At 72.2% G+C, this 12,277-nt stretch carries 10 protein-coding genes and 1 pseudogene; 6 read left to right on the top strand and 5 right to left on the bottom strand.

The genetic code is table 11. From position 1 onward, the window contains the following. Positions 1-42 precede the first annotated feature (42 nt). Entirely contained in the window at positions 43-1,479 is a 1,437-nt protein-coding gene (locus J2S55_RS25140; protein ID WP_306865605.1) for an alpha/beta fold hydrolase, read from the top strand. Here J2S55_RS25140 and J2S55_RS25135 read toward each other — a convergent pair whose 3' ends face one another. The 5 genes from J2S55_RS25135 to J2S55_RS25115 all read right to left on the bottom strand — a co-directional run bounded on the left by J2S55_RS25135 (position 1,480) and on the right by J2S55_RS25115 (position 7,401). Beyond that, entirely contained in the window at positions 1,480-2,274 is a 795-nt protein-coding gene (locus tag J2S55_RS25135) for a DUF4253 domain-containing protein (protein ID WP_306865602.1), read from the bottom strand. Positions 2,275-2,442: 168 nt separating this feature from the next. Beyond that, the gene (locus tag J2S55_RS25130; protein ID WP_306865600.1) at positions 2,443-4,212 is read right to left on the bottom strand and encodes a beta-N-acetylhexosaminidase; all 1,770 of its coding nucleotides are present in this window, start codon (positions 4,210-4,212) and stop codon (positions 2,443-2,445) included. Positions 4,213-4,367: 155 nt separating this feature from the next. After that, on the bottom strand, positions 4,368-5,207 hold the full coding sequence (locus tag J2S55_RS25125; protein WP_306865598.1) for a carbohydrate ABC transporter permease: 840 nt from the start codon (positions 5,205-5,207) through the stop codon (positions 4,368-4,370). After that, complete coding sequence (locus tag J2S55_RS25120) at positions 5,204-6,142, bottom strand: carbohydrate ABC transporter permease (RefSeq protein WP_306865596.1); 939 nt, start codon at positions 6,140-6,142, stop codon at positions 5,204-5,206. The genes J2S55_RS25125 and J2S55_RS25120 overlap by 4 nt, the downstream gene beginning before the upstream one ends. Then, positions 6,139-7,401: an extracellular solute-binding protein gene (locus tag J2S55_RS25115; protein ID WP_306865593.1), complete on the bottom strand. Its 1,263-nt coding sequence runs from the start codon at positions 7,399-7,401 to the stop codon at positions 6,139-6,141. Before J2S55_RS25115 ends, J2S55_RS25120 begins: the two co-directional genes overlap by 4 nt. A 172-nt stretch (positions 7,402-7,573) precedes the next feature. Between J2S55_RS25115 and J2S55_RS25110 the strand changes: the two genes are divergently transcribed. The 5 genes and pseudogenes from J2S55_RS25110 to J2S55_RS48350 form a co-directional block, all read left to right on the top strand. Further along, the gene (locus J2S55_RS25110) at positions 7,574-8,359 is read left to right on the top strand and encodes an IclR family transcriptional regulator (protein ID WP_306865591.1); all 786 of its coding nucleotides are present in this window, start codon (positions 7,574-7,576) and stop codon (positions 8,357-8,359) included. A 57-nt stretch (positions 8,360-8,416) separates the two neighbouring features. Further along, positions 8,417-9,361, top strand: coding sequence for a sugar kinase (locus J2S55_RS25105; protein ID WP_306865589.1), 945 nt, complete (start codon positions 8,417-8,419; stop codon positions 9,359-9,361). A gap of 446 nt (positions 9,362-9,807) precedes the next feature. Further along, the gene (locus J2S55_RS25100) at positions 9,808-10,662 is read left to right on the top strand and encodes a hypothetical protein (RefSeq protein ID WP_306865588.1); all 855 of its coding nucleotides are present in this window, start codon (positions 9,808-9,810) and stop codon (positions 10,660-10,662) included. 253 nt (positions 10,663-10,915) lie between these two features. Next, on the top strand, positions 10,916-11,845 hold the full coding sequence (locus tag J2S55_RS25095) for a zinc-binding dehydrogenase (protein ID WP_306865587.1): 930 nt from the start codon (positions 10,916-10,918) through the stop codon (positions 11,843-11,845). 225 nt (positions 11,846-12,070) lie between these two features. Next, positions 12,071-12,187, top strand: a pseudogene (locus tag J2S55_RS48350) (hypothetical protein); the annotation flags it as partial. Between the last annotated feature and the right edge of the window lie 90 nt (positions 12,188-12,277).

Raw genomic sequence — 12,277 nt, 5'->3', positions numbered from 1 at the left:
AGGAGGGCGATCACCGCGTTCCCCGCTCCTAGCGTGAGAGCCATGGAAGACGAGCCCCCTCCCCCGCCGCCCCTCCCCTCCGCCGCCGTCCCCGGCCACCACGCCGCTGTACCCGTCCCCTCGATGCCCGCCGCTTCCGTCCCCTCGATGCCCGCCACTTCCGCCACTTCCGCCGCTTCCGCCACCTCCGGACCCGCCGCCACCGCGGTCCCGGACTCCGCCCCCGTCGGAGCGCGTCCGACCGGCTCCCGCCGTCCGGCTCTCGTGCGCCGCCTGGCGGGAGGCGCCCTGCTGCCGGTCGCCGCGGTCGTGGCCGTGGCCGTGGGCGGGGCCGCCTTCTTCGGGGGCGCCGCCGTCACGGCGGTGATCCCGCTCCTCTGCGCGGCGGCACTCGGCGCGACGCTCGTCACCGGGTTCCCGCTGATCCGGATCGCCCTGGCCCTGCTGGTGATCCGCCGTCCAGGACCCGCCGCGGCGGCCTTGGCCGGATCGGTCGCCCTCGCCGTCGCGGCGACCGCGGCGGTCACCGTGTTCCGGCCGATGCCCGGGGGCCCGGCGGCCCCGGCCCCGGCCGGCGTCGCCTTCTGGGACCTGCCCACCGGCTCCAGGATCGCCTACACCGTGACCAGGGCGGCCGAGCCCCGCCCCACGCCGGTGATCTTCCTGCACGGCGGTCCGGGCACGCCCGGCGAGGGCGCCCCCGACGCGGCCCGCGCCCTGGCCGACCGCGGCTTCGACGTCTACGCCTACGACCAGGTCGGGGCGGGCCGGTCCACCCGGCTGGCCGATGTCACCGGCTACACCGTCGCCCGGCACGTGGCCGACCTCGAAGCCATCCGGCACGTCCTGGGGGCCGACAGGCTCATCCTCGTCGGCCGATCCTGGGGCGGCTCGCTCACCGCGCGCTACCTGGCCGCCCACCCCGAGCACGTGGCCAAGGCGGTCTTCGTCTCCCCCGGACCGCTCTGGGAGGGCGCCTACCCGGACCACGACACCGGCGACCCGTGGAGCGGGCTCCCGCCCGCGCAGACCCGCCTGCGGGACGAGCTGACCGACACCCCGAGGATGATCGTCCACAGCGTGTTGATGGGCGTCAACCCGGACGCCGCCCACGCGCTGGTGCCCGACGACGAGGCCGACCCGTGGTTCCGGCGTGTCTTGCTGACCGGCAAGGACGCCACCCGGTGCCCGGGCGCTCCGGCGGCCCCTGTCCACGACAACCGTCCCGGCTTCTACGTCAACCAGCTCACCTCGGCCGATGCCGAACGGGCCGCCGATCCCCGCCCCGCGCTGCGCGCGGTCGAGGTCCCGGCGCTGATCCTGCGGGGCGAGTGCGACTATCTGAAGCCCGAGGTGGCCGAGGACTACCGGCGCGTCCTGCGGGGCTCCACGCTCGTCCGCCTCGCGGGAGCGGGCCATTCCATCACCACCGAGCAGCCCCGCTATCTCCCGCTGCTGCGGGACTTCCTGCTCCGATGATCAGTCCCACCAGAACGACCAGGCGTTCCGGCCCCTGATCTGCTCGGCGTAGTCGGTCAGCGTCCCGGCGCTGTAGATGACGCTGTCGGGGCAGAAGGTCCAGTGCTCGGCGGCGACGTGCAGGGCGTGCTCCGGGGTGACGGGGGGCGCGGCGACGCTCAGGTCCAGGGTGTTGAAGCCGATGCCGACCACCCGCGCCCCGAACCTGTCCTCCCAGCTCCGCACCACGGCCGCGAGCGGGACCATCCACTCGTTGTGGTTCAGCGCGCCCTGCCACCCCATGACGGCCAGCGCGTCGGCCCCCCGCTCGGCGGCGACCAGCCCGAGCGGGGTCCTGCGCTCGGCCACCAGCCCGGCGTACCAGTCGGCGACCACGCCGGGGTCGGCGGCGAGCTCCCCCGACGCGGCCGGCCCCGGGCACTGCGGGCCGAAGGGGGCCAGCAGTTCGAGCTGGTCGGCGTGGGCCTTCTCGATCCAGTCCGACCACACCTCGGCCATGAACGCGGCGGCGTGGTAGTTGTCGATCTCCGCGGCCGCGTCCGGGGCGATCTGCCCGGCCGACCACGGCTGGACGGAGTCCTCGAGCAGCACCGGCCACAGGCCCGAGCGGCCGTGCTCGGCCCGCAGCTCGGCCCAGAGCTCGGCGGAGACCGCCGTGTCGCTCAGCCAGAACGCCGGACGGTGGTCGATGGCGAACCGAGCGTAACCGGGGTCGGGCCAGACCACGTCTCCGGGCGGCAGCTCGGCCGAGAGCGTCCGTCCGTCACCGCCGTCGGCGAACAGCTGTCCCAGCACTGGCGGAAGTTGCCCACGCTCGCAATCGCTCATCTCTACCGATCCGATCCTGACCACGGACCAATTTTGGCCTGTCAAGCGTCCCGAGCGACAGCTAGCCCCGGGACCGGGCGAAAATCATCGGTATCCCGCCAAGTCGAGACGGGTCATGAGCGGCGCGGCGCCCGCCTACCCCCGGACCTCCCCGACGCCGAACTCGGCGATCATGGCCTCCCGCTGTGCCCCGCTGATCGGCCAGCCCGGGGCGTCGGGGCGGCTCTGCCACGGGTGCGGGCCCGCCGCGGGCCGGTACTCCACTCCCAGCGCGTCGAGCCGGGCCGTGTGCGTCTCCAGCCGCCGGGCGAAGTCCGGGTACGGCGCGCGCTCGGCCGACCACACGGTCTCGGCGAACGCGCACAGCCGGGGGAAGACCTTGTAGTCGACGGCCCGCGGGCTGTCCATGTGCTCGGTCCAGACGTTGCACTGCGCCCCGATCACGCGGGAGCGCTCGGCGGGGCTCAGCCCCTCCGGCTCGGGGTCGAAGGCGTGGACGTCCTGGACGGAGAGCGGCGGGCCGACGGGGATGGGTTCCTCCGGCAGCTCCGACTGGCGGTAGTCGAAGTAGACGGACATGTCCGGGCAGGAGACCACCCGGTGGCCGGCCCGCGCCGCCGCGACCGCCGCGCCCGGCCCGCGCCAGGCGGCCACCGTCACCCCGGGGACCGCACCGCACTCCAGGATCTCGTCCCAGGCGTACGGCACGCGCCCCCGGTCGGTGACGTGCTTGGCCAGGGCGGTGACGAAGGCGGCGCGCGCACGGGCGTCACCGGGGCACTCGTCTCCGCCGATGCCTACGTGGGAGGCGGGGAACAGCTCCATGACCTCGTCCAGCACGTCACGGCAGAAGTCCAGCGCCGCGGTGGAGGTGACGTCGAGGACGTGCTCGGAGACCCCCCACGAGGTGCGGACCTCGACCGGCGGCGCCCCCTCGGCCGGCGCCACGCCGAGCCAGGGGTAGGCGGCAACCGCGGCCTGGGTGTGGCCGGGCAGGTCGATCTCGGGCACCACGGTGATGTGCCGCTCGGCCGCGTAGGCGACGATCTCCCGCACGTCGTCGGCGGTGTAGAAACCGCCGTGCGGGCGGGGCAGGAAGGCCCCGTGCTGGCGGGAGCCGAGCATGGTCGAGGGCCGCCAGCCCCCCACCGAGGTCAGCCGCGGGTATTTGGCGATCTCCACCCGCCAGCCCTGGTCGTCGGTCAGGTGGAGGTGGAGGACGTTCAGCTTGTGCAGGGCGAGCAGGTCGACGAAGCGCAGCAGGTCCGCCTTGGGCATGAAGTGCCGGGCGACGTCCAGCATGCATCCGCGCCAGCCGTACCGGGGCCGGTCCTCGATCTCGACGGCGGGCACGGTCAGCGGGCCGCCCGCCACGGGCGCGCGGCGCAGCGCGGCGGGCGGGAGCAGCTGCCGGAGGGTCTGCGCACCGTAGAACACCCCGGCGGCGTCACCGCCGGTGATCCGCACGCCGGAAGGGGTGATCCGGAGGCGGAACTCCTCGGCCGCCAGGTCGGCGTCGAGCGCCAGCACGACGCGCCCCTCCCCTCCGGCCGCCGGCCCTTCCCCCGCTCCGGGGCCTGCGGGGTCCGCGGGGTCTCCGGGGCCGCCAGGGTCGCCGAGGTCTCCGGAGCCGCCGGGGCCGCCGGGGCCGCCAGGGTCGCCGAGGTCTCCCGGGCCGTCCCCGTCAGCGGCGCCGGCCCCTGACGGCAGCAGCGCGCACCCGGCGGCCGGGCCGAGCGCCGAGCGGAGCCAGGCGGCCACCCCGGCCAGCTCGGCCGGCGCGTCGAGGGCGGTGCCGGGCGTCAGCGTGAACTCGCCGGAGCCGGGCCGGACCGAGGACGGCCGCGGGATCAGCCCGTAGGCGGCGGCTGCCCCGGAAAGCTGCCCGGAAGGAGCGGACTCCATAGAGGACTGCCCGGAAGGAGCGGACTCCATAGAGGACTGCCCGGAAGGAGCGGACTCCGTGGAGGGCTGCCTGTGAGAGGCAGACGTTCCGGGGGGCTGCCCGGGAGAGGCCGGTGCCCCGGGGGGCTGCCCGTGCGGGGTCGGGCGCTGGGGGGTCAATCCTTCACCGCCCCGCCGAGCCCCGCCACCAGCCTGCGCTGGACGGCCACGAAGAAGATCAGCACGGGAACGGTCATCAGCGTCGAGGCCGCCATGATTCCCCCCCAGTCGTTCTCGTCGGGTTTGAAGAAGACCAGCAGGGCCGCCGGCAGGGTCTGGCTGTCCTTGGCCGAGATGATGAAGGTCCTGGCGAAGATGAAGTCGTTCCAGGCGGTGATGAAGGAGAACACGCTGGTCGCGATCAGGCCCGGCGCGACGAGCGGGAACAGGATCCGCCACAGGATGACCGGGCGGCTCGCGCCGTCGATCATCGCGGCCTCCTCCAGCGCCTCGGGCACCGCGGCCACGAACCCCCGCATCATCCAGACCGCGAACGGCAGCGAGAAGGCCAGGTGGACCAGGACCAGCGAGCCCAGCGTGTTGAGCCCCACCCCCGGCACCACCGTGCCGATGTCGCGGACCAGGAAGAACAGCGGGATGGTCAGCGCCTCCACCGGCACCATCTGGGCCACCAGGAACATGATCAGCACGGTGGTGCGGAACCGGAAACGGAACCGGGTCACCGCCACGGCGGCGAGGAAGGCCACCACCGCCGACAGGACGACGACCGTCAGGGCGACGACGAGGCTGTTGAGGAAGTAGCGGCCGAAGTTCTCCCCGCCGAGCACGCGCTGGAAGTGCTCGAAGGTGGGCGCCAGGGTCCAGGGGCGGACCTCCAGCGACTGGATCTCCCCGGCGGGCTTGAGCGCCGAGAGCACCATCCAGTAGATCGGGAAGAACGTGACGACCGCGGCGGCCACCGCGACGGTGTTGGCGATCAGGCGGGATCTGCTCACAGCTTCTCCCCGCTGCGGTAGAGGGCGCGGATGTAGAGCAGGGTGACCGCGAGCAGGATCAGCGTCATGATCACGCCGATGGCCGAGCCGAGCCCGTACTCCGAGGAGCCGAAGGCGGTCTGGTAGGCGTAGACGTTGAGCACGGAGTTCTGGCCCGCGATGCCGCCGCCGTTGGTCATCACGTAGATCTGCGTGAAGATCTTGAAGTCCCAGATGATCGACTGGATGACCACGATCGTGATCAGTGGCCGCAGCATCGGCACGATGATCCGCCAGAAGGTGTGCCACGCCGAGGCCCCGTCGAGCGAGGCCGCCTCCAGCACCGAGCCCGGGATGGCCTGGATGCCGGCGTAGAGCGTCACCATGACGAAGGGGAAGGAGTGCCAGACCACAGTCGCGCCGACGATGCCGAAGGTGACCCACTTGTCGTAGAACCAGTTGTAGCCCTCGATGCCCAGGAGCTGGTTGACCAGGCCCAGGTCGGCGTCGAAGAGGAACATCCAGACCGTCGCCCCGGTCATCGCGGGCGCGGCCCAGGCCGCCATGGCCGCCAGCGACAGCAGCAGGCGGGGCACCCGGCCGGCCCTGGTCAGCACGACGGCGAGCGCCGCGCCGACGGCCAGCGTCGCGACCACCAGGGCGGCGGCGAACACCACGGTCTGCCCCAGCACCGACCAGAAGCGCTGGTCGCCCAGGAGCGCCGTGTAGTTGTCGGCGCCGATGAAGCGCGTCGGCTCGCCCCCGCTGACCTGCGCCTGCCGGTAGTCGAACACCGAGAGCAGGCCGAGCATGTAGATCGGATAGCCGAAGAGCGGCAGCAGCACCGCCGCCGACGGCAGCAGGTAGAGCCAGGGCCGGAGCCTGCCCCCGGGACGCGGCGATGCCTGGCGGACCTGGGTGTCCGGGCCCGCCGGCGCCGTGGTGACCGTCGTCATGACCGGCCGAACGCGGCCTTCACCGCCGCCGCGGCCTCGTCGGTGGCCTGCTCGACGGTGGCCTGCTTGGTCGCGATCTTCTGGAGCATGGTCGGGATGACCTTCTGGTTGTCGATCTTCACCCAGGCCGGGTCGATCGGCACGAAACGGGTTCCGGCCGCGACGGTGTCGAGGAACGGCTTGAGGAAGGAGTCCTTGGCCGCGAGCTCGTCGCGGGCCGAGGTCAGCGTGGGCAGGTTGCCCATGGCCTCGTACATCTTGGTCTGGTACGCCTTGCCGCCCAGCAGCTGCAGGAACTTCACGGCCAGCGAGCGGTGCTTGCTGTTCTTCATGACGCCGAGGTTGTTTCCGCCGGAGAAGGCCGGGGCGATCGAGCCCTCCTTGGCGCCCGGCAGCGGCACCACGGCGTACTTGCCCGCCGCCGCGCCCGCGTCGACCGCGGCGCGGCTGAAGTTGCCGAGGATGCCCATGGCCGCCTTGCCGCTGGCGAACAGCTCGACGGTCTTGCCGCCGGTGAGGCTCGCGCAGGCCTGCGGTGGGCAGTTGTCGTCGCTGAGCAGGTCGGTGTATGCCTGCACGCCCTTGCGGGACTCGGGGCTGTCGAGGTTCTCGATGTCGCCGCCGGCGTCCCAGACGAACGGGAGCGCGCCGAAGGTGTACTCGCCGCCGACGGCCAGGCCGTACAGCTCGGGCTTCTTCTTGCGGATCTCGCGGGCGGCCGAGGTGAGGCTCTCGATCGTCGTGGGCGGCTTGAGGCCGAGCTCCGAGAAGACGTCGGTGCGGTAGTAGAGGGCGCGGATGCCGATGTACCAGGGCAGGCCGTAGACCTTGCCGTCGACGGTCGCGGACTTCAGCAGGTCGGCGCCGACGTCCTTGCCCTCCGGCCAGCTCTGCAGGTCGGCGCCCAGGTCGGCGAAGCCTCCCGCGGCGGCGTACTCGGCGAGGTCGGTGTTGCCGTACTCGGCGACGTCGGGGGCGCTCGCCGGGTCGTTGAACGCGCCCTTGAACTTCTCGTGCCGGGCCGGCGTCGTCGGGATGTAGGTGACCTCGACCTTCACGTCCGCGTTGGCGGCGGTGAACTCCTTGATCGCCTCTCCGACGACCTTCTCCTTGGGAGCGCGGTTGGGCTCGTCGAAGAGCCACACCCGCAGGGTCCCGGACTTGTCGTCGCCACCGCTCGCGGACGGGGCGGTGGACGGCGCGCATGCGGCGAGGGCCAGCAGGGCCACACCTGCCGCTGCCCAATTCAGGATCTTCACGACTTTCTCCTCCTGTTGGCGGCAGACCCTAGGAAGGGGCCGCCGGTCACCGGAAGAGGGAGCGTATTATGTTGTGCAGTGCAGAACGTTGTGTTGCAAAGTAGCGGCGAGGGCTCCGGCTCCCCTAATTTGACCTGCGTGTTCGACCCACCGAATCCTCCCTGAGGCCGTGATGAACGAACCTGCCCCGGAACGCAACCAGTCGGCCTCGCTCCGGCGTGCCCTCGCCGTGCTGGAGCACGTGCGCGACCACGCGGGCGGCGGCCAGGGACTGTCGCTCACCAGGCTCGCCGAGGCGCTGGGCCTGTCCAAGAGCACGGTGCTCCGGCTGACCGCCCCGCTCGTCGAGGCCAGGCTCCTCGACCGCGACCGCAAGAGCGGCGCCTACCGGCTCGGGCACGGCGCGCTCCGTCTCGGCCAGTCCTACCTGGCCACGCTCGACCTGCGGACGGTGGCCGCCGAGGAGTCGCACCGCCTGATGACCGAGGTCCGGGAGACCGTCCACCTCGTGGTCTACGACCCGCCGGATGTGGTCTACATCGACAAGGTCGAGAACGAGACCAACGTGCGGATGGCCTCGCGGATCGGCAGCCGGGCCCCCGTCTACTGCACCGCCGTCGGCAAGGCGATCCTCGCCTGGCAGCCGGAGGAGGACGTCGAGAGGGTCGTGGCCGCCGGGATGCCGCAGATCACCCGCCACACCATCACCGGCCCCGACCGGCTCCGCGCCGAGCTGGGCCGGATCCGGCAGCGGGGCTACTCGGTCGACGACCGCGAGAACGAACCCGAGGTGCGCTGCGTCGCCGCACCGATCTTCAACCACACCGACACCGCGACCTCGGCCATCTCCGTCTCCGGCCTCACCTCGCGGATCACCGCCGCGCGGGTCCGCGATCTGGGGCCGCTGGTGGCGGAGACGGCGCTGCGCATCTCCAGGAAGCTGGGATCGACCCGTTGAAAAAGCTGAGATCGACCCGTTGACCGGCACGGACGAGCCCCTAAGGACCAATTTCTGATGATCGATCTGGTAACGCTGGGTGAGAGCATGGCGCTGTTCACCGCGCGGCGTACCGGCCTGCTCCGGCACGCTCGCGACTTCGGGCTGAGCGTCGGGGGCGCGGAGTCGAACGTGGCGATCGGCGTCACCCGCCTCGGCCGGCGCGCGGCGTGGATCGGCCGGGTGGGCGCCGACGAGTTCGGGGAGCTGCTCCGCTCGACGCTGGCGGGCGAGGGCGTCGACGTCCGGGGGATGATCGTCGACCCCGACGCGCCCACCGGATTGATGATCAAGAACCGGCGCACCGCCGAGATGGTCGACGTGCGCTACTACCGCTCCGGGAGCGCCGGATCCCGGCTCCGGCCCGCGGACCTCGACCTCTCACTGGTCCGCTCGGCGCGCGTGCTGCACATCACGGGGATCACGCTCGCGCTGTCCGCCTCCGCCCGGGAGGCGGTGCGCGCCGCGGTCGCCGAGGCCCGCGACGCGGGCGCGACCGTGTCGATGGACATCAACTACCGCCGCGCCCTGTGGCCGCCCCACGAGGCCGCCGCCGTACTACGGGAGGCCGTCGCGGCGACGGACGTCCTGTTCGCGACCGAGGCGGAGGCCCGCCTGATCGTCGACGGCGCGGACCCGGTCGCCCTGGCCAGGGCCCTGTCGGGGCTCGGCCCGCGCCACGTGCTCATCAAACGCGGCCCGCTCGGCGCGGTGGAGCTCTCCGACGGCGCCGTACGGCATGCCGAGCCCTACCCCGTCACCGAACTCGACCCCGTGGGGGCCGGTGACGCCTTCGCCGCGGGCTGGCTCGCCGAGACCCTGGAGGGGACCGGCCCCGGACGCCGCCTGGCGACCGCGTGCGCGGCGGGGGCCTTCGCGGTCGCCGCCGACGGCGACTGGGAGAGCCTCCCCCGCCGCTCCGACCTGGACCTCCTGCGCCCGGCGGACGCGGTCAGCCGCTGACCCCGCCGGCTCCGCGGCCCGCCGGGGTTTTCGGAAGAATCCGGGGTTTTCTGAAGAATGCGGCCCGGCGGGGTTCTGGAAAGAATACGTCCGGGGATTCCATGGGGCGGCCGCGCGGCGACGGAGAAACGCCGGAAGGTCCCTGGAATGGACCGGTGTCATATGTAAAGATACTGATCACGATTTCGCCGCCGAGATCAGGCCGATCGACGGGTTGACGGCCGGCCGCCGGGGTCCGCACACGATCTTTTGAGGTTTCTCCCCGGTGCCGCTGCCCTCCGCCGCGGGCGCCCTCGGAGCTCCGCCCTTGTTCCGCTTCCCACCCCAGGGAGTGAGCGATGCCCCCACGAGATCCGGACATCAACAGGTTCAGAGAGCCGGAGAATCCCCACATCCGCCTCCCCAGGATCATTACGGAGAGAGAACACGGCGGAATCGCCGAGGCGATGGAGAAGATCACGGCCGAGCGCGCGATCAGAGCCGTCTGGAACGCGGAAGGCGGCCCGAGAAGCTCGCTCGGCCTGCCCCGGACCCCAGAGCTGAGTGTGCGCAAGAACGGCACCGACTGGGAAGCCGATTTCCGGTCGGGAAAGATAACGGTGAAGCATCACGGCCAGTGTCACGTTCTGACCAACAAGGTGATGAAGGTCAATTTCGTGGGGCTGGAGTGCGTGTCACGCCAGGAAGGCGAAGACGAGGTTTACGGGGTCGTCGGACTCATCGGGCCCAGCAACAGCGCGCTGAAGACCCACTCCTTCCCGGGCGGCGACGGGACCCTGAGCATGGGCGAGCGCGGTTCGCGGATCTGGACGACCGACCAACTGCTGTACGAAGGCCCGATCCAGGACGTGGTCGTCGTCGGGACGCTCATCGAGCACGACGACTTCGCCGACGTGGACGGCGTCGCGCGCAACCTCGCCGACCAGATAGCGCAGAAGGGCGGGCAGCTTCTCGGCGCGCTCACCGGGCTTCCGGCCGAGTCGGTCACCGAGGAGACGTGGTTCCGGGACACCCTGGCCTTCGCCTTCGGGTTCGTCATGGGCGACGTCTTCGGGATGGGCGACGATCCCTATCCGGGCCAGAGCCTGCGGATCCCCTGGGACCAGGTGGGCGATTTCGGGCCGCCGAGGCAGCCGGCCCGGACCAGGCCGGACGATCCGAAACAGATCCCGCGCTGGACGCACAGGCTCACTCTCAGCGCGCGCGACGACGCCGGGGACTTCGGCCACTACGACCTCTTCTTCGACGTGTGGGTCGACACCGTGTCGATAACGCGCGAGTGCCCGGTGCCGCAGGGCTGACCGCGCTCCCGGGAAGTCCCGGTCATCGGACGGCCGTGACTCCACGGACCGGAGGCGGAGACCCTCTCGTCGGCCTATGAAGGGCCGCGGTGCCGGCCGGACCAGCCGCAGGGTGCGGAGCGGCATCCGGTCGAGCCGCCGGTCGAGCACGGCCTGGCGCGCCTGGGAAGCCAAAGCCTCCAACGCGCTTTTGCCACTCAGTGGCGTTATAGTGGCGGCAGGCACCTCCGCTCCATCCGAAAGGCGTACGCCCATGCGTGCTCTGGTCGTCGACCGTTCCGTCCCAACCGGGCTGCGGCTCGCGGAGATCCGCGATCCCGAACCGGCTCCGCACGAGGCCCTGATCCGGGTCGCCGCGACCTCCCTGAACTACGGCGAGGTGAAGTACGTCCTCGCGGGGGAGCCCGACGGGGCCGTCCCGGGCTGGGACGCGGCCGGCGTGGTGGAACGTCCCGCGGCGGACGGATCCGGGCCGGCCGCCGGGACCCCGGTGGTCACCGTGGCCGACGGCGGCGCCTGGGCCGGGCTCCGGGCCGTGGACACCGCGTTGATCGGCACAGTCCCGGCCGGCGCCGACCTCGGGGCCGTCGCCACGGTCCCGGTCGCGGGAGTCAGCGCGCTGCGCGCCCTGCACAGGATCGGCGCCCTGCCGGGCAGGCGCGTCCTGGTCACCGGGGCCACCGGCGGCGTCGGCAGATACGCGGTGCAACTCGCCCACCAGGGCGGTGCGCACGTGGTGGCGGTCACCGGCGATCCGGAAACGCACGAGAAGAACCTGCGGCTGCTCGGCGCCGACGAGGTGATCACCGCACCCCGGGAGCTCGGCGCACCGGTGGACGGCGTCGTCGAGCTGGTCGGCGGCACCCACCTCGTCGACGCGTACGCCCGGCTCGCCGAACACGGCACCCTGGTCACCGTCGGCCATGCCGCGCAGGAGGACACCACCTTCCCCCCGGGCGCGTTCCTGGGCAACGAGGGCCGCCACAACCGCACCCTCACCACCTTCTACCTCCTGGCCTGCACCGATCTCGCCCCCGACCTGACCCGCCTCGCCGAACAGGTCGCCGCCGGCACCCTCGACCCGGGCATCACCTGGCGCGGGACCTGGGAGGAGGCCGCCGAGGCCTTCGACGCCCTGCGTGAACGCCGCCTGCACGGCAAGGCCGTCCTCGACCTGGTCTGACGGACGGCCCGCCGCGCGGACGGGACACCGGCGCACGGCTGCCTCTGGCGCTCCGGCCGGACCACCGCGAGGAACGCGGCACCAGGAGCTGTTCTGGGGATCACTGAACGTTGAACAGCGCGGCCCGCGTCTTGGACCTCGCCGGGTTCTCGCGCTGCGCGCGCATCACGCTCAGGCTGTGCCTGTGATGAGGGCTCCCTACCGGTCTACGCCGCCGGCGACGACCTGGTCATCAAGCTCTACCCGCCGCTTCACAAGGAGGAGCTGCCCGTCGAGCGGGACGTGCTGCGTGCGCTGGAGGGCCGCCTGTCGATCCCCACGCCGGGGGTCAAGGATGCCGGTGAGTTCCACGGGTGGGGCTACATCCTGATGGACAGGCTGCACGGTGAGGACCTCAAGCGGGCCTGGCCGAAGATCCGCGGCGTGAGCGGG

The sequence above is a fragment of the Streptosporangium brasiliense genome, from assembly GCF_030811595.1.
Lineage (GTDB): Bacteria > Actinomycetota > Actinomycetes > Streptosporangiales > Streptosporangiaceae > Streptosporangium > Streptosporangium brasiliense.
Note: the sequence above shows the minus strand (reverse complement) of the source record. Positions and strands in the feature narration are given on the sequence as shown.

What these genes read in the sequence shown, in the direction of transcription:
- J2S55_RS25140 (WP_306865605.1), top strand. Translation starts at nt 43, where the DNA reads ATGGAAGACGAGCCCCCTCCCCCGCCGCCCCTCCCCTCCGCCGCCGTC.
- J2S55_RS25130 (WP_306865600.1), bottom strand. Translation starts at nt 4,212, where the DNA reads ATGGAGTCCGCTCCTTCCGGGCAGCTTTCCGGGGCAGCCGCCGCCTAC.
- J2S55_RS25120 (WP_306865596.1), bottom strand. Translation starts at nt 6,142, where the DNA reads ATGACGACGGTCACCACGGCGCCGGCGGGCCCGGACACCCAGGTCCGC.
- J2S55_RS25110 (WP_306865591.1), top strand. Translation starts at nt 7,574, where the DNA reads ATGAACGAACCTGCCCCGGAACGCAACCAGTCGGCCTCGCTCCGGCGT.
- J2S55_RS25105 (WP_306865589.1), top strand. Translation starts at nt 8,417, where the DNA reads ATGATCGATCTGGTAACGCTGGGTGAGAGCATGGCGCTGTTCACCGCG.
- J2S55_RS25100 (WP_306865588.1), top strand. Translation starts at nt 9,808, where the DNA reads ATGGAGAAGATCACGGCCGAGCGCGCGATCAGAGCCGTCTGGAACGCG.
- J2S55_RS25095 (WP_306865587.1), top strand. Translation starts at nt 10,916, where the DNA reads ATGCGTGCTCTGGTCGTCGACCGTTCCGTCCCAACCGGGCTGCGGCTC.